Source organism: Actinacidiphila polyblastidii (genome assembly GCF_036353415.1).
Lineage (GTDB): Bacteria > Actinomycetota > Actinomycetes > Streptomycetales > Streptomycetaceae > Actinacidiphila > Actinacidiphila polyblastidii.
In genome coordinates this window covers 44,992-69,324 of the sequence record NZ_JAZEWV010000005.1, presented here as the reverse complement: position 1 = coordinate 69,324, position 24,333 = coordinate 44,992, and the positions used below count along the sequence as shown (strand labels likewise).

The window sequence follows — 24,333 nt, the reverse complement described above, 5'->3', positions numbered from 1 at the left end:
GTCGCACTTGCGGTCACGCGCGGGCCGGTCATCCCGGTTCCCCGCGGTCCGTGGGCGTGCGCGGCGCGGCGATCTCGGCGACCGCCTGCTGGTAGCGCCGCACGGTGCGGTCGGCCCCGGCCAGGTCGCACGGCGCGCTCCACAGCAGCCGGCGCGCCTGGTCGTAGCGCTCTATCAGCAGCGGGTCCTCGGCCATGCCGAGCCGGGCCACCTTGGCCCGGTAGGCGTCGAGCCGGCCGCGCAGCTCCGCGCGCACGGCCAGCGGCGCGGTCACCGCGGTCAGCGAGTCGCGGGCCCGCAGCAGCTCCTCGTCGGCCTGCTCCTCCAGGCCGTCGAGCAGCGGGGAGAGCCGGTGCCATCGCGCGGTCCTGGCGAACTCCTCGGCGGCGGCGAGCCGTTCGTGCAGCGCCGAGGCCGGGCCGCTGACCGCGGGCACGTCGGAGGCGAGGATCTTGGAGAGCACCTCGACCCGCGCGGCGCGCGCCTCGGTGAGGGTGCGGTCGGCCCTGGACAGCACGTCCCGCAGCCGCTTGAGGCGGTGCTCCGCGTCGTCGCGCACGTGCAGCACGGCCTCGACCTCGCGGCGGATGTCCTCCAGACGGCGGCCGGCGTCCTCGTAGCGGGCGGTGTCCGGCCGCCCGGGGGTGGGCGCGGCCCGCCAGAAGGCCAGCGGGTCGGAGACGGTCTGCGCGCGCAGCGCGGTCAGCTCGGCGATCAGCTCCTCCAGGTCGTCACCGCTGGGATGGGCGCCGGGCCGCACGCCCACCGAGTGGGCGAGCGAGCGCACCCGCTGGGTCTCGGCGGCCAGCAGGTCGATCCTGGCGGGCAGCGCGGACCACACCGAGTCGGCCGCGGCCACCGTCTCCATCGCCTGGTCGTACCAGCCGTTCATCCGGCGCAGCAGCTCGTCCAGGCTCAGGTGCTCGGTCAGCCGGGCCGGGCCGGTCAGCGCGCGGGCCGCGTCGGGCACCGCCGCGCCGGTGACGGTCACCCCGTCGCCGCGCAACAGCTCGGTCAGCCGGGCCAGTTCGGTCTGCGTCGGCCAGCGGCGGCGGGCCCGCAGCTCGCGGGCGTCCTCCAGCGCGCCGGTGTACGCCTCGAAGTGCGTCCACAGCGAGGTGACGGCCGCGTCGGTGACCGCCCACCGCTCCCTGGTGACGCCGGTCAGCTCCGCGCCCTCCAGCAGCCTGCGGCCCGAGTGGTCCTGCAGGGCGAACAGGGACGACTCGATCGCCTCGTGCTCGGCCCCGAGACGTGCCAGGGCCCGGTCCACGTCCTCCCGGCTCATCACCGGTCCGGCTGGTCCCGCGACCGCCATCGCACCCTCTTCCGTCTCCGTCACCCGTTCATGTCCGTCCGCGGCCCCGATCCGCCGGCCGCCCGAATCCGTCGACCGGCCGCCGGTCCGCCGGCGGCCGTCACCTGTACGCGGGCGGCGGCGGCCCGTCGATCCCCGGCAGGTCGGCCTGCAGCCAGTGCCGGTAGGAGCGCATCCACGGACTGTCCGTGCCGCCCGAACGGTACGCCTCCAGCACGCTGTTGACCCTGCGTACCAGATCGGAGTCGCCGAGGTTCATGGCCACACCGTACGGCTCCTGGGTGACCGGCTGTCCGACCAGGCGCACCGAGGGGTCCTGCGCGGCCTGTCCCGCGGCCAGCGCGTTGTCGGTGAACACGGCGTCGGCCAGACCCAGTTGCAGTCTGACGAGGCAGTCGAGCTGGTTGTCGACGGTGAGCACGGTGGCGCCGTGCGGGTCCTGCCGCAGCTTGGTCTCGCCGGTCGAGCCGTCGGCGGTGCAGACGGTGCGGTGCTCCAGGGAGTCGTCGAAGCCGGAGACCGTCGATCCGTTCGCCACCAGGATCTGCTGTCCGGCCGTGAAGTAGGCGGTGGAGAAGGCGACCTGGCGGGTCCGGTCGCAGTTGATCGTCATGGTGCGCACCACCATGTCGACCTTGTGCTCCTGTATCGCCGGTATCCGCTGGTCGGTGGGCACGGTCAGGAACTGCACCGCGTCGGGGTCGCCCAGGATGTCCTGGGCGATCGCGTGCACGATGTCGATGTCGAAGCCGGCGAAGGTGCCGCTGGCGGGGTCGCGGAAGCCCCACAGGTAGCTGTTCTGGTCCACGCCGACGATCAGCCGGCCGCGGTCCTTGATCCGCCGCACCGCCGCGCCGTCGGTCGTACCGGACGTCGGCCGCAGGCTCGCGTCACAGCTGCCCGAGGCGTCCAGCGGCGTCGTCCAGCGCGCCTGCCGTGCCTCGCCCTGCTGCACCCGGCCCCGCGGCTGCCCGGTCTGCTGTGCCCGGGACGTGGCCCGCGCCTGTGCGTGCGCGCAGTCGCCCAGCGGGGTGAGGGTGGCCGCCACGGCCAGTGTGCAGGCCGCCGCCATCGTCGCCACGCCGCCCCAGCCCCGCCACCTGCGCTGCACCGTACGCCTCCCGCGCGGCCCGCCGCGCCCGCCGTTCACCGGTACTCCGACAGTCGACGTCCGATGCCGAAGACCGCTCCCGCCGCCGCGAGCACCGCCAGCAGGCCCGCGCCCGCCGGAAGCATCGACAGGGCGCCCCTGCCGTCGCCCGCGGCGCTCTCGAACTCCCTCGTCTCCTGGCCGACCGCCAGCTGAAGGCTGCGGTCGACGTTGTCGAAGCACTGGCCGGTGGTCGCCTGGACGACCTTCCCCTTGCTGTCCTTGCCGCCGATCACGTCGGCGACGGCCGTGGTGTAGTCGCCGTTGTCGTCGCTGGCGCGGGCGGCGGTGTGCCGGCCGCGCCAGGTCTGCACGCTCTTGATCGCGGTGTCCACCGGGGCGCGCCCCGCCGGGTCGTCGGCGAGCGCGAGCGCCTGCGCGAGCCGGCCGCCGACGCCTCGGGGGTCGTTGCCCGCGAGGCCGTTCATGCCGGTGCTGAAGTTGGCCTCGTACGCCTCGCCGGAGCCGCGCGCCACCAGCGTCAGGTTCTCGTCGCCGCGGGCCTGGAGCACCGCGATCCGGGCGGTGTTGAGCACCTGCAGCGACTTGGAGCCGTGCCGGGCGGACTCGTCGAGCTGGGCGCGCGCCACGGTGTGCCCGACCAGCAGCCAGATCAGCACCACCGCGCAGGCGCCGCTGGCCGCGACCATGCCGCGGTTGAACACCCGGTTGGTGCGCCGGTAGTGCCTCCGCTGCGCCCACACCAGCGCGGCCAGCGCGACCAGGCCCAGCCCCCAGGCGGCCCACGGCAGTGCCTTCGCGTGGTCGTAGTCGTGGCCGAGCCGCTCGGTCTCGGCCTGGTAGAGCTTGTCGGCGGCGTCCAGCAGGCCGCCCTTCTTGCGCATCTGGTCGTTGGCGTACCGCAGATACGCGCCGCCCAGCGGCAGACCCTGCCGGTTGTCGGCCTGCGCGGTGGCGACCAGCTGCGTGTAGTACGGCAGTTGCTCGTTGAGCGCGGAGATCTGGCTGCGCGCCTCGGCGGAGCCCTGGTTGTTGGCCGCGGCCTCGGCGATCAGGTTCGCGGCGGTCCTGACGTCCTTCTGGTACCGCGCGGAGACCGCCGCGGGCTCCTGACCGCCCACCAGGAAGCCGCCGGTGACGGTCGCGTCGGCGTCCGCCAGCGACCGGTAGATGTCGGCGGCCTTCGCGCTGAGCGGCGCGCTGTGGTCCAGCACGTTGCCCGCGGCGGTGGAGCGGTCCTGGATCTGCCAGGCGGTGACGGCGCCGAAGGCGACGACGAGCAGGGCGAGCACGGCGCCGATGATGCGCAGCCGGCCCGGTTCCGTGGTGGCCGCGGCGCGCACCCGCGCCGCGGAGTCCGTCCAGGCGGGCCGGGGCGCGGCGGGCGCCGAGGGACCGCCGGGGAGGCCGGGCGCCCCGGCGTCCGGCAGGCTCCCGGCGCGCACACCGCCCGTGCCCGGCCCGCCGCCCCGTGTCGGTGTCTGCGTCACGCACCCTCCCCCTGCGAATACCGCTGTCGACCAGCAGTATGGCTGCCGCCGGCCGTACTGCTCCAGCGTCCCCCGGGGATCCTCCCCGAGCCCCCACCCGCCCACACGCCGCGACCGGTCCCGCCGGTTCCGCCGGGGCATGCCCGCGGGCGCCCCGGAAACGTTCCCGGGACGCCCGCGGACGCCGTCCCCGGCCGACCGGCCGTCACGCGGCGCCCGCCGCACCGGACCTGACGCACCGGACCCGCCGCACCGGCCCGTGCGGGCCGGGCCGTGCGGGCCGGGCGGGCCGCACGGGACGTCAGGAGTAGTGCGCGCGCAGCCGGGCGTGCGACTCGGCGGGGGCCGCCGTGTGGTCCAGGCCGAGCAGCGCGGCGCCGAGCACCGGCGGCGCGGTCACCACATGGGGTCGGGCCTTGGGCGCGCGGGAGGCGAGCCGCTCGGTGAGCCCGTCCATCAGGTACGGGTTCCCCGCGGCCATGATGCCGCCGCCCAGCACCACGTCGGCCTCCTCGTCGAGCAGGCCGAGCCGGCCGAGCGCGACCGCGGCCAGCGCCACGATCTCCTCGGCCTGCCGGTCCACGATGCGCCGCGCGACCGCGTCGCCGGCGTCCGAGGTGGTGAAGAGCACGGGCGTCAGCTCGTGCCGCCTGGCCGGCGCGATCCGCTCCAGGTGCAGCGCCTCGATCAGCGCGTACATCGAGCCGAGCCCGAAGTGCGCGGGCAGCGTGGCGGCCAGCGCGGTGGGCTCGCCGCGCCCGTCCTCGGCGCGGGCGGCGTAGTACAGCGCCTCCTCGGCGAGGCCGGAGCCGCCGCCCCAGTCGCCGGAGATCTTGCCGATCGCCGGGAACCGCGCGGTGCGGCCGTCCGGCAGCATGCCCACGCAGTTGATGCCGGCGCCGCACACCACCGCCACGCCGCGCGGCTCGTCCACGCCGGCCCGCAGGATCGCGAAGGTGTCGTTGGCGACCCTGGTGCTGCGCGCCCAGCCGCGGGCGTGCACCGCGGCCTCCAACTGCCGTTCCTCGACCGGAAGGTCGGCGTTGGCCAGACACGCCGAGGTGTGCGCGGCCAGCGGTCTGCCGCCCGGCTCCTCGACGCGCAGGCCGGCCGCCGCGGCGGCCCGTTCCACGATCTCGGCGACCGTCGCGACGGCCGCGGCGATCCCGACGGTCGGCGGCTGGAAGCCGCCGCCGCGGGCGGCGCCGAGCACCGTCCCGTCGGCGGCGACCAGCGCCACGTCGGTCTTGCTGTTGCCGGCGTCGACGGCGAGTATCCCGCCGGGGACGAGCGGCTGGGGATACCTCCCAGGCCGGAGGCTCTGGGGGACGGTCACGCCCACGCGAGGTGCTCCCGGTTGTGCGCGATCAGACGGTCGGTCAGCGCCTCCGCGTACTCGTACTGCCCGATCAGCGGGTGCGCGAGCAGCGCGGTGAAGACCCGGTCCCGGCCGCCGCGCAGCGCCGCCTCCAGCGCCAGGTCCTCGTACGCGGTCACGTTGGCGATCAGGCCGGCGTACAGCGGCTCCAGCGCGGGGACGGGCAGCGGCGCGGTGCCGGTGGCGTCCACCACGGCGGGCACCTCGATGACGGCGTCGTCGGGCAGGAAGGGCAGCGTGCCGTTGTTGTAGGCGTTGACCACCTGGACGTCGCCGGTGTTGCGCAGCAGCGAGGAGGCCAGGGCGACCGCCGCCTCGGAGTAGAAGGCGCCGCCGCGCTTGGCCAGCAGCGCGGGCTTCTCGTCCAGCGCCGGATCGCCGTACATCTCCAGCAGCTGCTTCTCCATCGCGGCGACCTCCGCGGCCCGCGACGGCTTGGTCCCCAGTTCGCGCACCACCTCGTCGTGCGCGTAGTAGTAGCGCAGGTAGTAGGACGGCACCACGCCGAGCCGGTCGACGATCTGCCGCGGCATGTGCAGGTCGTCGGCGATGGCGTCGCCGTGCTCGGCGAGCAGCTTGGGCAGCATGTCCGCGCCGTCCGGGCCGCCCAGGCGCACCCCGCGCTCCCAGGTCAGGTGGTTGAGGCCGACGTGGTCCAGGTGCACCTGCTCGGGCGCGACGTCCAGCAGCGCGGCGAACTTGCGCTGGAAGCCGATCGCCACGTTGCACAGGCCGACCGCCTTGTGGCCGGCCTGCAGCAGCGCCCGGGTGACGATGCCCACCGGGTTGGTGAAGTCGATGATCCAGGCGTCCGGGGCGGCCCTGCGCACCCGTTCGGCGATGTCCAGCACCACCGGGACGGTGCGCAGCGCCTTGGCCAGGCCGCCGGCGCCGGTGGTCTCCTGCCCGATGCAGCCGCACTCCAGCGGCCAGGTCTCGTCCTGGTTGCGGGCCGCCTGGCCGCCGATGCGCAGCTGCAGCAGCACCGCGTCGGCGCCCTCGACGCCCGCCTCCAGGTCCGCGGTGGTCACGATCCGGCCGGGGTGCCCCTGCTTGGCGAAGATCCTGCGGGCCAGGCCCCCCACCAGTTCGAGCCGGTCCGCGGCCGGGTCGACCAGTACCAGCTCCTCGACCGGCAGGGTGTCGCGCAACCGCGCGAATCCGTCGATCAGTTCGGGGGTGTACGTGGACCCGCCGCCCACGACTGCCAGTTTCATCCCTTGACTCCCGTCAGGGTCACGCCTTCGATGAAGGCCTTTTGCGCGAAGAAGAAGACCACGATCACCGGCGCCATCACGAGGACGGTCGCGGCCATGGTGAGGTTCCAGTTGGTGTGGTGGGCTCCCTTGAAGGATTCCAGGCCGTAACTGAGCGTCCAGGCGGCCGGGTTGGAACTCGCGTAGATCTGCGGCCCGAAGTAGTCGTTCCAGCAGTAGAAGAACTGGAACAGCGCGACCGCCGCGATGGCCGGCCTGATCATCGGCACGATCACCGTGACCAGGGTGCGCAGTTCACCGCAGCCGTCGACCTTCGCGGCCTCGGTGTACTCCTTGGGGATGGTCAGCAGGAACTGCCGCAGCAGGAAGATGGTGAACGCGTCGCCGAACGCCATCGGGATGATCAGCGGCCACAGGGTGCCGTCCATTCCCATCTGCTTGGTCCAGAACAGGTACATCGGGATGATGACCACCTGCGGCGGCAGCATCATCGTCGAGATGACCAGCACCATGACCAGATTGCGGCCGCGGAAGCGGAACTTGGCGAGCGCGTAGGCCACCGGCAGTGACGACACCACGGTCAGGACGGTGCCGCCGACCGCGTACAGCAGGGTGTTGCGCCACCAGGTCAGGAAGCCCGGGGTGTGCCACACGGTGCTGAAGTTCGACCACTGGAAGGGGTGCGGCCACAGGTCGCGGGTGAGCGCCTGGTTGTCGCTCATCAGCGCGGTGAGCAGCACGAAGACGAACGGCAGGATGAAGAACGCGGCGGCGGCGATGCCGAGCGCGTGTACGCCGATCCAGTGCAGCGTCCTGCGCCGCCGCAGCGAGCGGCGGGCGCGGGCGTCCGCGCCGGGGGCGGCGCCCCGGGCGGGGGTGTTGCGGGCGAGAGTCGCCTGGGTCATCGGAATCAGTCCTCCGCCGACAGGAAGCCGCTGCGGCGGCGCATGAGCAGCGCGGTGAACGCCATGGAGAGCACGAACAGCACCAGCGCGATCACGCACGCGGAGCCGTAGTCGAAGTGCTGGAAGCCCTGGCTGTAGACGAGCTGCGGCAGGGTCAGCGTCGACTTGTCGGGGTAGCCGGGCTCGAACTGCTGCCCGGAGTTGCCGATCACGCCGGAGGCGACCTTCCCCGCGACCAGCGGCTGCGTGTAGTACTGCATGGTCTGGATGACCCCGGTGACCACCGCGAACATCACGATCGGCGAGATGTTCGGCAGCGTCACGAAGCGGAACCGCTGCCAGGAGCCGGCGCCGTCCAGCTCGGCCGCCTCGTACTGCTCCTTCGGCACGTCGAGCAGCGCGGCCATGAAGATCACCATCAGGTCGCCGATGCCCCACACGGCCAGCACGGTCAGCGCCGGCTTGGACCAGTGCGGGTCGGTGAACCAGCCGGGGGTCGGCAGGCCGACGTCGCCCAGCAGGTGGTTCACCGGCCCGGTACCGGGGTTGAGCAGGAAGACGAAGGCCATCGTGGCGGCCACCGGCGGCGCCAGGTAGGGCAGGTAGAAGGCGGTGCGGAAGAACCCCGCACCGGTCTTGATCTTGGTGATCAGCAGCCCGATGCCGAGGCCGAAGACCACCCGGAGGGTCACCATCACGACGACCAGCCACAGCGTGTTGCGCAGCGCGGGCCAGAAGAACGGGTAGTCGGTGAAGACGTAGCTCCAGTTCTTCCCGCCCGTCCAGGTCGGCGGGTTGATGCCGTTGTAGTGCATGAAGGAGAAGTAGACGGTGGACAGCAGCGGGTAGACGAAGAAGACGCTGAACCCGATGATCCACGGCGACAGGAAGCCCAGGGTGCGCAGGGCGTTCCTGCGGCGCTTGGCCCGCAGCAGCGGGTGGACGGCGGCGCTCATCACTGGGCCTGCGCGATGTCCTTGTCGACCTGTGTGTCGACGCCCTGCAGACCGGTCGTGAGGTTCTTGGACTTGCCCGACTCGTAGGCGTAGCCGAAGTCCTGGAGCGTCAGCTGGTACGCGCCGCCGTTGATGCTGGGCGGGGTGGTGGTGCTGTCCGGGTTCTGCGCGATGCCGATGAAGGTCCTGAAGCCGGGGTCGGGGTCGAGCTTCGGCGACTTCAGCGCGGCCAGCGTGGAGGGCACATTGTGGATGGCGTTGGCGAAGGAGACCACCGCGTCGGTGTCGGTGGTCATGAACTTCACCAGCTCCCAGGCCGCGTTCTTCTTGGCGCTGGTGTTGGCGACGCCGATGATCGTGCCGGACAGGTAGCCCTTGCCGTAGCTGGCCGCCTGGTCGTCGGGGACCGGGAAGGGCGCCACGCCGAGGTCGTTCATGCCGGCGTCCTTGGCCATGCCGAGCCGCCACTCGCCGTCGATGCCCATCGCGACCTGGCCGGTCTGCAGCGGGTTCTTGGCGCCGAACTCGTCACCGAAGCCGGTGCGGAACTTCTCCAGCTTGGCGAAGCCGCCGAGCGACTTGACCATGTCCTGCTGCCAGTCGAACATCGCCGCGAAACCGGGGTCCTTGGCGACCTGCGACTTGCCGGCGGCGTCGAAGTACTTCACGCCCCACTGCGCGGCCAGGTGGGTCGTGGTCGACTCGTAGCCGTGGAAGTCCGGCATGTAGCCGAGCTGGGAGTACGAACTCCCGTCGGGCTTCGTCAGCTTGACCGCGTCGGCCTTGAACTCGCTGAGTGTCTTCGGCGGCGCGGTGATGCCGGCCGCCGCGAACGCCTTCTTGTTGTAGTACAGGCCGTACGCGTCGCCCAGCAGCGGCAGCGCGCAGCGCTTGCCCTGGTACTGGGTGTACTCCAGCATCGGCTTGGGGAAGGTCGCCGCGGGGTCGATCTTGTCCTTGGCCAGGAAGGGCGCCAGGTCGGCGAAGGCGCCCGAGGAGCAGAACTGGCCGACGTTGTCGGTGGTGAAGGAGGAGACGACGTCGGGGGCCTTGGAACCCCCCGCCCGCAGCGCCTGGTTGATCTTGTCGTCGGTGATGTTGCTCTGCACCTTGACGTGGATGTTGGGGTGGGCCTTCTCGAACCGGGCGACGTTGTCGTTGATCGCCTTCAGCTCGTTCGCGGCCGTCCAGCCGTGCCAGAAGGTGATGGTGACGTCCTTGCTCGCGTCGTCGCTCGCGGAGGACGAGTTCTGCCCGGTACACGCGCTCGCGAGCAGGGTTATCGCGGCGGTGGCCGCGAGTGCGGCCGTGGCCTTCGTCAGACGGGACACTGCTCTTTACCTCCGGGACTGGGGGCTGGGGACTGGGCGAGGGTGTGAGGTGCCGGCGGGGCGGCGGGGGCGCCGTTCCGCTCGGCCGGACGGGTAGGGGGTACGGGGTCGGGTGGTGCGGTGTGCGGTCAGCGCGCGGTGTCGAACACCTCGTCGCGGGTCGTGGCCAGCGCGCTCTCCAGCGCGCCGCTCAGCACCGGGTGGGTCTGGACCGTGCCGAGCACCAACCGGGGCCGCGGCACTGCCAGTTCGGCCAGCTCCGACTGGATGAGCGCGCGCAGCGGTTCGCCGCCGGCGACGGTCACGTCGCCCGACAGCACGATCAGCTCCGGGTCGAGCACCGCCACCAGCGAGGCCAGACCGACCGCGGTCCCGGTGGCGCAGCGCGCCAGCAGCTCCGCGTAGGGTCCCGACCCGGCCTGCGGGCCGGCCTCCTCGTGCAGCCGGGCGGCCGTGGTGAGCAGCTGCGCGGCGGCCTCCGGCTGGGTGCCGGCCGGCACGTCGATGCCCAGCTCGCGGGCGATGGTGAGGACGGCGTTGCAGCCGGCCAGCTCCTGGAAGCCGCCGTTGTTGGCCTTGGCGACGTTGCGCACCAGCGGGGTGCCGGGGACCGGCAGGAAGCCGACCTCGCCGGCGCCGCCGGTCCAGCCGCGGTGCAGCCGGCCGCCGATGACGATGGCGGCGCCGATGCCCTCCTCGTTCCACAGCAGCACGAAGTCGTCGTGGCCGCGGGCCGAGCCGATCCGCTGCTCGGCGACCGCCGCGAGGTTGACGTCGTTGTCGTACTCCAGCGGCATCGGCAGCGCCGCGGCCAGCTCGTCGAGCAGGCTCGCGGAGTGCCAGCCGGGCAGGTGGCTGGCGTAGCGCAGCCGGCCGGTGCTGGGGTCGAAGGCGCCGGGCGTGCCGACCACCACCCGGTGGACGTCGGCCCGGCTGAGCCCGGCGGCCTTCACCGCGCCGTCCAGGGCCTGGCCGACCTGCTCCACCGCGCTGCCGGCCCGGCGGCTCGGGGTGAGCAGCCGGAAGGTGCCGACGGTGCGGCCGGTGATGTCGGCGACGGCGGCCCTGATCCGCTCGCTGTTCACGTCCAGCCCCGCGACGTACGCGGCGGCCGGGTTCACCGAGTACAGCTGCGCGTTCGGCCCGGGGCGGCCCGCGGTGGTGCCGGTCGCCAGCACCAGCCCCGCGGCCTCCAGCCGGGCCAGCAGCTGCGAGGCGGTGGGCTTGGACAGGCCGGTCAGCTTGCCGATCCGGGTCCGGGACAGGGTGCCGTGCTCCAGCAGGAGGTCGAGCGCGGCGCGGTCGTTCATGGCGCGCAGGACGCGCGGCGTTCCAGGGGTGCCAGCCATGCGCGCCATCCTCCCTCAGGTCACTGTTAGGAAACTTTCCTATTGGTGAAAGTCAAGGTAGGCCCGCTGTCAGCGGAGCGTCAAGAGGGGTCGGCGCTGCGTCCCCCAAGTCGTTACCTTCGCTCTCCCCGCGCACACCTGCGGCCCCTGGCGCATCCAGCGTGCCAGGGGCCGTACGGCAGGAACAGGGGGTGGACCGGGCGGGCGCCCGCCGGGCGGGCCGGGCCGGCCCTCGCCGCGGCCCCGCCGTGGGCCGGGTCAGTCCTCGCCGGCGGGCTGCGGCGGCACCGCGGGGACCTCGGAGATCGCCGTGGGCGCCTCCCTGGCAGACGCCGAGGGCGAGCCGCTGACCATCACGATGCCGGCCGCGTCGAAGGCCCGCTTGATCCGCCAGCGCAGCTCCCGCGCCACCGCGGCCGCCTGCCCCGGCATGGTCTTGGCCTGCGCCTGGATCACCACCGAGTCCGCGCCCACCGACTCCAGGCCGAGCACCCGCACCGGCTCCCAGAGCCGCTCGTCCCACGGGTCGGTCTTGGCCATCTCCTCGGCCGTCGCGGTGATCACCGTACGGGCCCGCTCCAGGTCCTCGCCGGCGCCCACCTGGACGTCGACCACCGCGGTGGCCCAGCCCTGGCTGAGATTGCCGATCCGCTTGACCTCGCCGTTGCGCACGTACCAGATCTCGCCGTTGTCGCCGCGCAGCTTGGTCACCCGCAGGCCCACCTCGACGACCGTGCCGGAGGCCACGCCCGCGTCGATCTGGTCGCCGACGCCGTACTGGTCCTCCAGGATCATGAAGACCCCGGACAGGAAGTCGGTCACCAGGTTGCGGGCGCCGAAACCGATCGCCACGCCCGCCACGCCCGCGCTGGCCAGCAGCGGGGCCAGGTTGATCTTCAGCACCGACAGCACGGTCAGCGCCGCCGTCCCCATGATCAGGAAGGACGCGACGCTCCTGAGCACCGAGCCGATCGCCTCGCTGCGCTGCTTGCGCCGCTCCGCGTTGACCAGCAGGCCGCCGAGCGCGGTGCCGGCCGCCACCTCGACGCCCTTGTTCATCCGTTCGATGGTCCGGCTGATGGCCCGGCGCACCACCGTGCGCAGCACCGCCGCGATGACCACGATGAGCAGGATTCTCAGCCCCGCCTGCAGCCATCCGGCCCAATTGTCGTCGACCCAGCTGCCCGCTTGCGCTGCGGTACGGGGAAGGGCCATGGGTGCGGCGGCGAGGGGCGTCGCGGTGGACACGGGCGAGAACCTCCGGCGTGGTGGGGAAGCCTCCAATCTAACCGCCCGACCGATGCGTTCTCATTGCACGTTCGAGGAGCGGAGAGGCGCCGGAGCGGGGAACAAAGGAGTATGAGCCCACCGACGCGCCCGCGCGCCCGCCCCCGCGCCACCAAGGGTGTGGTCCAAAACACCCCCGGTCCGTTACCCGGGCATGGTGGCGCGCCGCACCGCCTTCCGGAGAGACTTGAGCCAGATCGTCCCGGCGCGAGCCACGCGCCGCCGGCGTTAAAGGAGGCATCCGTGCCGCATGTCCTGGTCCTGAACGCGTCGTACGAGCCGCTCGGCGTCGTACCGCTCCGCCGCGCGCTCGTCCTCGTGCTCAACAACAAGGCCGTGTGCCTCGAGGAATCCGGCGCCTATCTGCACAGCGAGTCACAGGCGCTCCCGGCGCCCAGCGTCGTGAAACTCACCAAATTCGTGCGCGTGCCCTTTCGGGGCACGGTGCCTCTCACCCGCCGAGCACTCTTCGCCCGCGACGGCGGCAAGTGCGCGTACTGCGGAGCCGCCGCCACCAGCGTCGACCACGTCATCCCGCGCAGCCGCGGCGGACAGCACGCCTGGGACAACGTGGTGGCCGCGTGCAGGCGCTGCAACCACGTCAAGGCCGACCGCCACGTCGCGGAGCTGGGCTGGCGGCTGCGCCATCAACCCGCCCCGCCGTCCGGGCTCGCCTGGCGGATCATCGGGACCGGGCACCGGGACCCGCGCTGGCTGCCATACCTGCAACCCTTCGGCGCGGACGACGCCCTGGCCCGGATCGACGGCATCTCAGCCTGAGATCCGGGCTCTGCTTTATCCGGGCCGCGCCCTCGGCCTGCGGTTTCGCCGGTCGAGGGCGCGGCCCGCGCGCTGCCCCCGATCGATCACGGCCGCGCGGACCCGGCCCGCGCGTCGTGCGCCCGCGCCCCGCCGTGCGATCGGCGCGGGGGCGGGCGGGCCCGTGGCCGGGCGGACGGGCGGGCGGCGCGGCCGCCGCGCCGCCGGGTGCGGGGTGACCGGGTCGCGGGGTTCGGAAATCGGTGCGGGCGGCGGGCCCGGAGCGGGCGCGGAAGCCGTGCCGGGCGGGTTGTCCACAGGGCTTCCGCGGGGTGGTCGGAGGGTGTGTGAGGATGGGCGTCTCACCTGACGAGAAGGAGTGGGCCGCTGTGGCTGGTACGAACCTCACGCGTGAGGAGGCGCAGGAGCGTGCGCGCCTGCTCACCGTGGACGCGTATGCGATCGAGCTGGATCTCGGCGGGGCCCAGGACGGGGGGACCTACCGTTCGGTGACCACCGTGACGTTCGAGGCGCGCGAGGCCGGCGCGACCTTCATCGACCTGGTCGCGCCCGCCGTGCACGAGGTGGTGCTCAACGGCGAGTCCCTGGACCCGGAGACGGCCTTCCAGGACTCGCGGATCGCGCTGCCCGGCATCAAGGCGGGGGCGAACGAGCTGCGGGTCGTCGCCGAGTGCGCGTACACCAACACCGGTGAGGGCCTGCACCGCTTCGTCGACCCGGTCGACAAGCAGGCCTACCTCTACACGCAGTTCGAGGTCCCGGACGCCCGCCGGGTCTTCGCCAGCTTCGAGCAGCCCGACCTCAAGGCGACCTTCGCCTTCACGGTGAAGGCGCCCGAGGGCTGGACCGTGATCTCCAACTCCCCGACCCCGGAGCCCGACGCGGACGGCGTGTGGACCTTCGCGCCGACCCCGCGGATCTCCACGTACATCACCGCGCTGATCGCCGGCCCGTACACCGCCGTGCACAGCAGCTGGGAGGGCGGCGGCCGCAGCGTCCCGCTCGGCATCTACTGCCGCCCCTCGCTGGCCGAGCACCTCGACGCCGAGGCGATCTTCGAGGTCACCCGGCAGGGCTTCGACTGGTTCCAGGAGAAGTTCGCGTACGACTACCCGTTCGCCAAGTACGACCAGCTCTTCGTCCCGGAGTTCAACGCCGGCGCGATGGAGAACGCCGGCGCGGTCACCATTCGCGACCAGTACGTCTTCCGCTCCAAGGTCACCGACTCCGCGTACGAGCTGCGGGCCGAGACGATCCTGCACGAGCTGGCGCACATGTGGTTCGGCGACCTGGTCACCATGGAGTGGTGGAACGACCTCTGGCTGAACGAGTCGTTCGCGACGTACACCTCGATCGCCTGCCAGGCGGACGCCCCCGGCTCCCGCTGGCCGCACTCCTGGACGAGCTTCGCCAACTCCATGAAGACCTGGGCCTACCGGCAGGACCAGCTGCCCTCGACCCACCCGATCATGGCGGAGATCAACGACCTGGACGACGTGCTCGTCAACTTCGACGGGATCACGTACGCCAAGGGCGCCTCGGTGCTCAAGCAGCTCGTCGCCTACGTCGGGACGGACGCCTTCTTCGCCGGCGTGCAGGCGTACTTCAAGCGCCACGCGTGGGGGAACACCCGGCTCACCGACCTGCTGGGCGCGCTGGAGGAGACCTCGGGACGCGACCTGAAGACCTGGTCGAAGGCGTGGCTGGAGACCGCGGGCATCAACGTGCTGCGGCCCGAGCTGACGGTCGACGCGGACGGCGTGATCACCTCCTTCGCCGTCCGCCAGGAGGCCCCCGACCTGCCGGCCGGCGCCAAGGGCGCGGCGGTGCTCCGGCCGCACCGCATCGCCGTCGGCGGCTACGACCTCCAGGACGGCAGGCTGGTCCGCACCACCCGCGTCGAGCTGGACGTGGAGGGCGACCTGACCGAGGTGCCGGAGCTGACCGGCGTGCGCCGCCCGGACGTCGTCCTGCTCAACGACGACGACCTGTCCTACGCCAAGGTCCGGCTGGACGAGCAGTCGCTGGCCACCGTCCGCGACCACGTCGGCGACTTCACCGAGTCGCTGCCGCGCGCGCTGATCTGGGCCTCCGCCTGGGACATGACACGGGACGGCGAGCTGGCCACCCGCGACTACCTGGAGCTGGTGCTGCACGGCATCGTCAAGGAGAGCGACATCGGTGTGGTGCAGTCGCTGCACCGCCAGGTGAAGCTGGCCCTGGACCTGTACGCCGATCCGGCGTGGCGCGACACCGGCCTGAGCCGCTGGACCGAGGCGACGCTGGCCCAGCTGCAGACCGCGGCCCCCGGCAGCGACCACCAGCTGGCCTGGGCGCGGGCGTTCGCCGACACCGCGCGCACCCCCGACCAGCTGGACATCCTGCAGGGCCTGCTCGACGGCACCCGCGGCTACGAGGGCCTGGCCGTGGACACCGATCTGCGCTGGGCGCTGCTGACCCGGCTGGCCGCGACCGGCGTGGCGGGCGACGAGGCGATCGACGCCGAGCTGGTGCGCGACGCGACCTCCGCGGGCGAGCAGCATGCCGCGGGCGCGCGGGCGGCCCGTCCCACCGCCGAGGCCAAGGCCGAGGTGTGGGCCTCGGTCGTCGAGGGCGACAAGCTGCCGAACTCGACGCAGGAGGCCGTCATCGGCGGCTTCGTGCAGACCGACCAGCGCGAGCTGCTCGCGCCCTACGGCGAGCGGTACTTCGAGGCGGTCAAGGAGGTCTGGGAGTCCCGCAGCCACGAGATGGCCCACCAGATCGTGGTCGGCCTCTACCCGTCGCTCCAGGTCTCGCAGGCCACGCTGGACGCCACCGACGCCTGGCTGGCCGACGCCGAGCCCACCGCGCCGCTGCGCCGCCTGGTGGTCGAGTCCCGCGCGGGCGTCGAGCGTGCGCTCAGGGCCCAGTCCGTCGACGCTCAGGCCACCACCGGCTGAGCCCCGGGGGCTCCGGCCCCCGTCACAGGCCCGCCCCCCGGCGGTCCGGCCCGCAGCCGGGCCGCCGGGGGACCGGCCGCCGCCCGCCACGCCTGCGCCGCCCGCCGCCCCGCGGGCGCCGCGATGACCGACGCGCACCCCGCCGGGCGGCGGCGCGCCTGCGGACCACCGCCCACACCGCCGAGCCGGCGCACGCCGAGCTGGACGCCGGCCGCTGCACCGGGGCCGTGCGCCGCGCACCGGGTGGGTGCGCTCCCGCCCCCCCCCGCCCCCGCATCCGGACCTGACCGCCCCGCTGACCTGCGACGGCCGGGACGGGGAGGTCGGGTGGGCCGGCCCTCCGCCGGGCGGGGGCATCCTCCGATCGCCCCGGCGTGCCTTCCGTGACCCCCGCTCGAATCGGGTCAAGGTGAGGCAACCGCGTCCTGCTTCTCGGCCACGTGTCCACCCCCGGCCCCCCTCACCGCTCCACGCTCAGCGCGCCCAGGCTCGACGTCCTGGTCACAGCTCTAGGGAGGAACGTCCATGGCCGAGCTGACACGACGCCGGCTCCTCGGATCGGCGGCGGGCGCCATCGGCGGTGCGGCGGCGCTCGCACTGCTGCCCCCCAGCGTGCAGAAGGCGGTGGCGGCCGGCCCGCCCCGCAGGAGTTCGATCGCCGACATCCAGCACGTCGTGCTGCTGATGCAGGAGAACCGCTCCTTCGACCACTACTTCGGCACCCTTTCGGGGGTACGCGGCTTCGCCGACCCCGCCGCGCTGACCCTGTCCACCGGCCGCTCGGTCTTCCACCAGCCCGACAGCGTCAACCCCGACGGGTACGTGCTGCCGTTCCGCCTGGACACCAAGAGCACCAGCGCCCAGGCCATCCCCTCGACCAGCCACGCCTGGTCGGTGCAGCACCAGGCGTGGAACAACGGCGCGATGGACAAGTGGCTGCCGGCCCACCGCGCCGCCGACGGCGCCAACGGCCCGTACGTGATGGGCTACTACACGCGCGAGGACATCCCGTTCCAGTTCGCGCTCGCCGAGACCTTCACCGTCTGCGACAGCTACTTCTGCTCGGTGATGGGCCCCACCTGGCCCAACCGGCTGTACTGGATGACCGGCACCATCGACCCCGGCGGCGCCAGGGGCGGCCCGGTGATCTCCAACAGCGACCCGAAGCCGTACACCTGGACCACCTACGCCGAGCGGCTCCAGGCGGCCGGGGTGAGCTGGAAGGTCTACCAGGAGGACGACGACTACGGCTGCAACGTGCTGGAGTACTTCGCCAACTTCAAGAACGCGCAGCCCGGTTCCGCGCTCTACGAGCAGGGTGTGCGCCCGCAGGCCGCCGACGCCTTCGAGGAGGACGCGCGCAACGACCGGCTGCCGACCGTCTCCTGGATCATCCCGACCAGCGTCCAGTCCGAGCACCCGGACTACCTGCCGGCCGCCGGCGCGGACTTCGTCGCCAAGAAGCTGGAGGCTGTCGCGGCCAACCCTGCGGTGTGGGCGAAGACCGCCTTCATCCTCAACTACGACGAGAACGACGGCCTGTTCGACCACGTGCCGCCGCCGACGGCGCCCGCGGGCACCGCGGACGAGTACGTGCAGGGGCTGCCCATCGGTGCGGGCTTCCGGGTCCCGGCGATCGTCGTGTCGCCGTGGACGGCCGGCGGCTACGTGGCGAGCGAGACCTTCGACCACACCTCGCCGCTGCGGCTCCTCGAACACCTGACCGGCGTCCAGGAGCCCAACATCTCCGCCTGGCGCCGCAGCACCTTCGGCGATCTGACGTCCGTCTTCCGCTTCACCGAACCGGTCGCGCCGCCGCCCACGCTGCCCGGGGACACCGCGGCGCAACTGGCCGTGGCCGTGCAGGAGGTGGCGAACCTGCCCAAGCCGGAGCTGCCGGGCGCCGCCCAGTCGCTCCCGCAGCAGGAGCCAGGGACCCGTCCGCACGTGTGACCGGCGTCCCAGGGCTCTGCCGTCCTCAGCTCAGCGGCTGACCACCGGCCGACCACCGTCCGGGCGATCGGGCGGTCGCGCGGGCGGCTGCGTCGGCCGTCGCACGCTGCTCGGGCTCCATCGGCCCGCACCCATTTCCCGGCCCGCGCGCTGCGGGACCGTTCGGGTGGGCCCGCGCGTCGCGCGACGACGGTACGCCTCAGCGCGGCAGCGGCCGGACGGCCGCTCCCGGGTGGCGCCGCAGGACCGGCGAGGGCGTCAGCCCTGCTGCTGCTTGCGGGACTTGTCGGTCACGATGACCAGGCCGGCGATGATGCCGAACAGCGCCAGCGGGATCGCCACGAACAGGCCGAGCGTCTGGAGGACGCTCAGGCCGGAACCCGGGTCGTCACCGTCGTCGCGGGTCAGCGCGAACGCCGGCGACGAGATCAGCAGCATCAGCGCCGTGCCCGTGGTGACGACCCCGGCGCGCATGACCTTCTTGTTGAGCTTCTTGTCCACGCGCTCAATGTAGTGACCGCGGTCCCGGCCCGCGCGCCCGGGGTGCCTTACGGGGTGCGCGCGCCGTCCCCCAGCGCCCGTCTGACCTCCTCGGCCAGGTCGTGCAGTCTGCGGGACGCGGCCAGCTGCTCCAGCGTCAGCGGCGTGCCCTGGGCGTCCGCGACCGGCAGCCGCCAGTTCGGGTAGGCGTCCGAGGTGCCCGGAAGGTTCTGCGGCCTGCGGTCGCCGACCCCGTCGGGCAGCCACACCCCGACCATCCGCGCCGGCGTGCGGGCCAGGAACCGGTGCACCGCCTTGACCACGGCCTCCTCGTCAGCGGCGCCCTCCGGCAGCAGCCGCAGCCGGTTCAGCAGTGCGATCCACTCGGCCACCTCGGCGGCGTCCGCCGCCTGCTCCTCGGCGAGCGGCCGGGTCAGCAGCCCCAGCCGGTGCCGCAGCTCCACGTGCTCGCCGGTCAGCCGGGCCGCGGTGCTCGGCAGGTCGTGGGTGGTCGCCGTGGCCAGGCAGGACTCGCGCCACGCGGACGGCGGCAGCGGCCGCCGGTCGGCGTTCTCGCCGGTGTAGTCGCGCTCGAACCACAGCACCGAGGTGCCCAGCACGCCGCGGTCGGCCAGCTCGTCGCGCACCCCGGGCTCGACCGTGCCGAGGTCCTCGCCGATCACCACCGCGCCCGCCTCGTACGCCTCCAGCGCCAGCAGTCCGAGCATCGCCTCCGCGTCGTAGCGGACGTACGTGCCCTCCGTCGGCGGGCGGCCCTGCGGCACCCACCACAGCCGGAACAGGCCCATCACGTGGTCGATCCGCAGGCCCCCCGCGTGCCGCAGCATCCGCGCGACCAGGTCCCGGTAGGGCGCGTAGCCGGTGGCGGCCAGCGCGTCGGGACGCCATGGCGGCAGCCCCCAGTCCTGGCCGCGGGCGTTGAAGGCGTCCGGCGGGGCGCCGATCGACATGCCGGCCGCCAGCACGTCCTGCATCGACCAGGCGTCGGAGCCGCCCGGGTGCACGCCGACCGCCAGGTCGTGCACGATGCCCACCGGCATGCCGGAGTCCCGCGCCGCGCGCTGCGCCTCGGCGAGCTGGCCGTCGGTCAGCCAGGCCAGCCAGCTGTGGAAGTCCACCCGGTCCAGGTGCGCGCTGCGCGCCCTGGCCACCTGCGTCGAGCGCGGGTCGCGCAGCGCGGCCGGCCAGGTGTGCCAGTCGGGGCCGTGCAGTTCGGCGAGCGCCGACCAGGTGGCGTGGTCGTCCAGCGCCTGGCCCTGCTCGGCGAGGAAGTCGGCGTAGGCCGCGCGGCGCCCGGGGCTCAGCGGCACCGCCCGCAGCAGCGCCAGCGCGGCGGCCTTCAGCTCCCACACCGCGTCCCGGTCGATCAGGGCGTCCTTGAGCAGCACGTTGTCGCGCAGCGCGGCGGCCCTGCGCAGCAGCCGGTCGGTCTCCTCGCGGGCGTCCGGCGGCAGGTACGCGTACTCCGGGACCGCCTCGATCCGCAGGTACACCGGGTCGCGGAAGCGGCGCGAGGAGGGGCGGTACGGGGAGGGGTCGGTGGGGTGTCCCGGCACCGCCACGTGCAGCGGGTTGATCTGCAGGAAGCCCGCGCCGAGCGTGCGGCCCGACCAGGCGGCGAGGTCGGCCAGGTCGCCGAGGTCGCCCATCCCCCAGGAGCGCGCGGACAGCACCGAGTACAGCTGCGCCATGAAGCCGAAGGTCCGCCCCTGCGGTCCGGGCAGCCGGGCCGGCGCCACCACCAGGTCGCCGTGCGCGGTCCTGCCGTCGGGGGCGGCGGCGCGCAGCGTGTACCGGCCGGGAGCGCGCGGAGTCTCCGGCAGCGCGTCGCCCGCCCCGGCGTGCACGGTCAGCTGGGTGCCCTCCGGCAGTCCGGGCAGCACGCCCTCCAGGGTGCGGCGGCCGGCCGTCAGCACCGTGCACGGCGGCAGCAGCGCGTGGCTGCGGTGCTGCTCGGCGGCGGCCAGCGCGTCGCGCACCGCGCGGTCGGTGCCGGCGTCCACGCCGAGGGACCCGAGGACGGCGATCACCGTGTCGACCGGGACGGGGCTCGCCACGCCCGGCGCAGAGTGGTAGGCGACGTCCACGCCGTACATGGCGGCGAGCCGTTCCCGGGTCATCGGGCCTCCGTCCTCACGGGCGGCCGCTCGGGCCGCCTCACTGGGTGCAGCGGAACCCTTCCCGCAGCCGCGCCCCTTCTACCCTGCGCCCGCCGTGCGCCATCCCTCGCGCGTTCCTCGCGCCGTTCCTCGCGCCACGCTCGCGCCGGTTCCTCGCGCCGTTCCGCCGTGCGCGGGCCCGCAGGGGGGTTGTCCCCACCCCGAGGACGGCGGGGAGCGTCATGGTCCGTCCGCGAGCCACTCCGTAGCGTCGGCAGGGACGCCACGGAAGGAGCCCGAGGACCATGGACCACGCGGTCGAACTGCGCGACGTGCGCCGCACCTACGGCAGGGGCGGCCAGGCCGTCCACGCCCTGCGCGGGGTGGACCTGGCGCTGCCCCGGCAGAGCTTCACCGCCGTGATGGGCCCGTCGGGCTCGGGCAAGAGCACCTTCCTGCAGTGCGCGGCCGGCCTGGACCGGCCCACCTCGGGCGCGGTGCTGCTCGGCGGCCGGGACATCACCCGGCTCGGCGAGAACCAGCTGACCAGGCTCCGCCGCACCAGCGTCGGCTTCGTCTTCCAGTCCTTCAACCTGCTGCCCTCGCTGACCGTCCAGCAGAACGTGCTGCTGCCGCAGCGGCTGGCCGGGCGCCGCCCGGACCGCAGGCGCGCCGCCGAGCTGCTCGCCCGGGTCGGGCTGGACGGCCAGGGCAGGCGCCGCCCCGGGCAGCTGTCCGGCGGCCAGCAGCAGCGCGTGGCGATCGCCCGCGCGCTGGTCACCGACCCGGAGGTGATCTTCGCGGACGAGCCCACCGGCGCGCTGGACACCGTCACGGCCCGCGAGGTGCTCGGCCTGCTGCGGCACGCCGTGGACACCATGGGCGCGACCGTCGTCATGGTCACCCACGACCCGGTCGCCGCCTCGTACGCCGACCGTGTGGTCTTCCTCGCCGACGGCGCGCCGGCCGGCGAGCTGGCCGCCCCCGACCCCGCCGCGGTCGCCGACCGGATGGTCGCGCTGACCTCCCGCGGCCCGCTGGGCGCCGCGGCGTGAACGGCCTGGCCCGCGCCTCGGTCCGGTTCCGGCCCGCGTCCTTCGCCGGCACCTTCGTCGCGCTGCTCTTCGCCGCGGCCGTCGTCACCGCCTGCGGCTCGCTGCTGCAGACGGGGGTCACCGCGCACCTCGCGCCGGTGCGGTACGCGGCGGTGCCGGTCGTGGTGGCGGCCGATCCGCAGGCGAGCATCACCACCGGGCACGGCGACGACAAGGACACCGAGTCCGAGCCGCTCACCGACCAGCCCCGGGTGGCCACCGCGCTCGCCGCCCGGATCGCGGCCGAGCCCGGCGTCGCCGCGGCGGTGCCCGACGTGGCCTTTCCCGTGCAGTCCGGGCGCCTGCCGCCGCTCGCGCAGCTCACCGGCCGCGACTGGTCGGCCCGCGTCATCACGGCCGCGCGCGGCCCCCGTTCCGCGGGCGCGGCGCGCACGGCCGCCGGGCCCGGCGCCCCGGCGCTGACCGGCCGCGCCCCGGGCGGGCCCGGAGACGTGGTTCTCGACGCCGCCGCCGCGCACGCCGCGGGCGTCTCGGTCGGCGACCGCGTCACCCTGACCACGCCCGGGGGCGCCGCCGCCTACCGCGTGTCCGGCCTGCTCGGCGCGGACCCGCACATCGGGCGGGAGCCCGCGGGCGCCCCCGCGGACGCCTACTTCGCCGACCCCACCGCCGCCGTCCTGTCCGGCCATCCGGCGAAGGCCGACGCCATCGCCGTCTTCGCGCGCCCGGGGGTGGGCACGGCGACGCTCGCCGCACAGGCGGAACACGCCGTGCACGGCGCGGCGAAGGTCCGCACCGGCGACGGGCGGGGCACCGCGGAGCAGCCGCTGCTGGCCTCCGCGAAGGAGATGCTCACCGCGATCGGCGGGTCGTTCGGCGGGATCGCCACCGCCACCGCCGTGTTCGTGGTGATGGGCACCGTCGCGCTGGCGGTCGGCCAGCGCGGCCGGGAGATCGCCCTGCTGCGCGCGGTCGGCGCGACCCCGCGGCAGATCCGCCGCACGGTGGCGACCGAGGCGCTGCTGGTCGCGCCGGCCGCCGGCGCGGCCGGCATCCTGCCGGGCGTCGCACTGGCCCGCTGGTGGCTGCGCCAACTGGTGGACAAGGGCGCGGTGCCGCCGGGCCTGACGCTGTCCACCGGCTGGATCCCGATGGTCGCCGCCGTCGGCGCCGGGCTGCTCGCCGCGCTGGTGGCCGGGTACCTGGCGGCCCGCCGCCCCTCCAGGGCCCGGCCCGGCCAGGCGCTGGGGGAGGCCGCGGTGGAGCGCCGGCGGCCCGGCGTGATCCGTACGGTGCTGGGGCTGGCCGCGACCGCGGGCGGCTGCGTGCTGGCCGCGGTGGCCGCGCGGACCACCGGTGACGACGCCGCGTCCGTGGCGCTCGGCATCGTGTTCAGCTTCATGGTCGCGGTGGCCTTCCTCGGCCCGGTCGTCGCCTGGCTGGCGGCGAGCGTGCTGGGGCTGCCGCTGCGGGCGGGCGGCGGCGCGCCCGCGGCGCTCGCGGCCGCCAACACCCGGGCCAACGCGCGCCGGCTGGCCTCCGCGATCACCCCGATCGTGCTGGTCACCGCCTTCTGCGGCACCCTGCTGTGCATGCAGTCCTCGGTCACCCACGCCTCGCAGCGGCAGATCCGCGACGGCGTGGTGGCCGACCAGGTGCTCGGGTCCCGGGGCGCGGGGCTGCCGGCGTCCGCCGCGGACCGGGCCGCGCGGGTGCCCGGCGTCGACACCGCGGTCGGCGTGCTGCGCACCGGTGCGCTGTACCGCGCGAGCGGCTCGCTGAACGCCGTGAGCGTCCTCGGCGTCGGCGGCGACCCGCGGCGGCTGCCGCGGGTGCTCGACCTCGGCGTCACCTCGGGCTCCCTCTCCGCCCTGGGCGGCGACGGGCGCACCGTCGCGGTGGACGGGCTGCTCGCGGGCACCGCGCACGTCACGGTCGGCGACCGGCTCACGCTCTGGCTCGGCGACGGCGCGCGGATCCGCCCGAAGGTGGTGGCCGTCTACGGACGCGGCCTCGGGCTCGGCCAGGTGCTGCTGCCGCGGGCGGCGGTCGCCGGGCACGCCGCGACCGCGTACGACAGCGAGGTGCTGGTCCGCGACCGGGCCGGTGCGGCGCCCGCCGCCGTGGGGCGGTCGCTCGGCCGCATCGGCGACCCGGCCCCGACCGTCACCGACCGCGCGGGATACCGCGCCCGCGCCGACAAGGACCTGGAGCTCAACGCCTGGGCCAACCGGGTGATGGCCGCCGTGCTCGGCGGGTTCGCGGCCGTCGCCGCCGCCAACACCCTGGTGATGACGGTCCTCGACCGCCGCCGGGAGGTCGCCCTGCTGCGCCTGGCCGGCGGCACCCGCCGCCAGGTCCTGCGGATGCTGCGCTGGGAGGCGCTGCTGGTCGCCGCCGCCGGGCTGCTGGTGGGCGGCGCCATCGCCTGGATCACCGTCATCCCCATCGCCCGCGGCCTGACCGGCGGCTCCCCCTACCTGCCGCCCGTCACCGCCCTGACCCTCACGGCCGCCACGGTCGCCCTCGCCCTGGCCACCACCGCCCTCCCCGCCCGCGCCCTCCTGCGCACCAGCCCCGCGGCCGCGGGCGCCGCCCGCGAGTAGGCGGGCGGGGGCGCGGGGCGCGCGCGAGCGGGGCGCCCCCGGGGCCGCCACGGCC

Annotated in this window: 17 protein-coding genes; 5 read left to right on the top strand and 12 right to left on the bottom strand. The window is 74.2% G+C overall.

Annotated features, from left to right (window positions below):
* Positions 1–28 precede the first annotated feature (28 nt).
* From V2S66_RS08680 to V2S66_RS08635, 10 genes are all read right to left on the bottom strand, one after another.
* Positions 29–1,318, bottom strand: a complete 1,290-nt coding sequence (locus V2S66_RS08680) for a hypothetical protein (RefSeq protein ID WP_330794167.1) — start codon at positions 1,316–1,318, stop codon at positions 29–31.
* 100 nt (positions 1,319–1,418) lie between these two features.
* Positions 1,419–2,429 (bottom strand): glutamate ABC transporter substrate-binding protein, encoded by a 1,011-nt coding sequence (locus V2S66_RS08675; protein ID WP_413966334.1) that lies wholly within the window; start codon positions 2,427–2,429, stop codon positions 1,419–1,421.
* 35 nt (positions 2,430–2,464) lie between these two features.
* Positions 2,465–3,919, bottom strand: coding sequence for a hypothetical protein (locus V2S66_RS08670; protein WP_413966333.1), 1,455 nt, complete (start codon positions 3,917–3,919; stop codon positions 2,465–2,467).
* Between the two features lie 301 nt (positions 3,920–4,220).
* A complete protein-coding gene (locus tag V2S66_RS08665; protein ID WP_330794164.1) occupies positions 4,221–5,195 on the bottom strand; it encodes an N-acetylglucosamine kinase in 975 nt (324 codons plus the stop codon).
* 56 nt (positions 5,196–5,251) lie between these two features.
* Complete coding sequence (locus V2S66_RS08660; RefSeq protein ID WP_330793972.1) at positions 5,252–6,514, bottom strand: 6-phospho-beta-glucosidase; 1,263 nt, start codon at positions 6,512–6,514, stop codon at positions 5,252–5,254.
* Positions 6,511–7,419 carry a carbohydrate ABC transporter permease gene (locus tag V2S66_RS08655; protein ID WP_330793971.1) on the bottom strand — a complete coding sequence of 303 codons (909 nt, stop codon included), beginning with the start codon at positions 7,417–7,419 and terminating at the stop codon, positions 6,511–6,513. The genes V2S66_RS08660 and V2S66_RS08655 overlap by 4 nt, the downstream gene beginning before the upstream one ends.
* A gap of 5 nt (positions 7,420–7,424) precedes the next feature.
* A complete protein-coding gene (locus V2S66_RS08650; RefSeq protein ID WP_330793970.1) occupies positions 7,425–8,375 on the bottom strand; it encodes a carbohydrate ABC transporter permease in 951 nt (316 codons plus the stop codon).
* The gene (locus V2S66_RS08645) at positions 8,375–9,706 is read right to left on the bottom strand and encodes an extracellular solute-binding protein (RefSeq protein WP_330793969.1); all 1,332 of its coding nucleotides are present in this window, start codon (positions 9,704–9,706) and stop codon (positions 8,375–8,377) included. The genes V2S66_RS08650 and V2S66_RS08645 overlap by 1 nt, the downstream gene beginning before the upstream one ends.
* A 128-nt stretch (positions 9,707–9,834) precedes the next feature.
* Positions 9,835–11,064: an ROK family transcriptional regulator gene (locus V2S66_RS08640; RefSeq protein ID WP_330793968.1), complete on the bottom strand. Its 1,230-nt coding sequence runs from the start codon at positions 11,062–11,064 to the stop codon at positions 9,835–9,837.
* Between the two features lie 249 nt (positions 11,065–11,313).
* Entirely contained in the window at positions 11,314–12,270 is a 957-nt protein-coding gene (locus V2S66_RS08635) for a mechanosensitive ion channel family protein (RefSeq protein WP_330794163.1), read from the bottom strand.
* 315 nt (positions 12,271–12,585) lie between these two features.
* On the opposite strand from V2S66_RS08635, the gene V2S66_RS08630 reads away from it, so the two are divergent.
* From V2S66_RS08630 to V2S66_RS08620, 3 genes are all read left to right on the top strand, one after another.
* Entirely contained in the window at positions 12,586–13,122 is a 537-nt protein-coding gene (locus tag V2S66_RS08630) for an HNH endonuclease (protein WP_330793967.1), read from the top strand.
* Positions 13,123–13,490: 368 nt separating this feature from the next.
* Positions 13,491–16,064, top strand: a complete 2,574-nt coding sequence (gene pepN, locus V2S66_RS08625) for an aminopeptidase N (RefSeq protein WP_330793966.1) — start codon at positions 13,491–13,493, stop codon at positions 16,062–16,064.
* Between the two features lie 525 nt (positions 16,065–16,589).
* On the top strand, positions 16,590–18,017 hold the full coding sequence (locus V2S66_RS08620; RefSeq protein ID WP_330793965.1) for an alkaline phosphatase family protein: 1,428 nt from the start codon (positions 16,590–16,592) through the stop codon (positions 18,015–18,017).
* A gap of 258 nt (positions 18,018–18,275) precedes the next feature.
* On the opposite strand, the gene V2S66_RS08615 is transcribed toward V2S66_RS08620, so the two are convergent.
* Positions 18,276–18,518: a hypothetical protein gene (locus V2S66_RS08615; protein WP_413966332.1), complete on the bottom strand. Its 243-nt coding sequence runs from the start codon at positions 18,516–18,518 to the stop codon at positions 18,276–18,278.
* Positions 18,519–18,565: 47 nt separating this feature from the next.
* Positions 18,566–20,638 carry a 4-alpha-glucanotransferase gene (gene malQ, locus V2S66_RS08610; protein WP_330793964.1) on the bottom strand — a complete coding sequence of 691 codons (2,073 nt, stop codon included), beginning with the start codon at positions 20,636–20,638 and terminating at the stop codon, positions 18,566–18,568.
* A 284-nt stretch (positions 20,639–20,922) separates the two neighbouring features.
* Between malQ and V2S66_RS08605 the strand changes: the two genes are divergently transcribed.
* Positions 20,923–21,672, top strand: a complete 750-nt coding sequence (locus V2S66_RS08605) for an ABC transporter ATP-binding protein (RefSeq protein ID WP_330793963.1) — start codon at positions 20,923–20,925, stop codon at positions 21,670–21,672.
* The gene (locus V2S66_RS08600; RefSeq protein WP_330793962.1) at positions 21,669–24,278 is read left to right on the top strand and encodes an ABC transporter permease; all 2,610 of its coding nucleotides are present in this window, start codon (positions 21,669–21,671) and stop codon (positions 24,276–24,278) included. The genes V2S66_RS08605 and V2S66_RS08600 overlap by 4 nt, the downstream gene beginning before the upstream one ends.
* Positions 24,279–24,333: the final 55 nt, after the last annotated feature.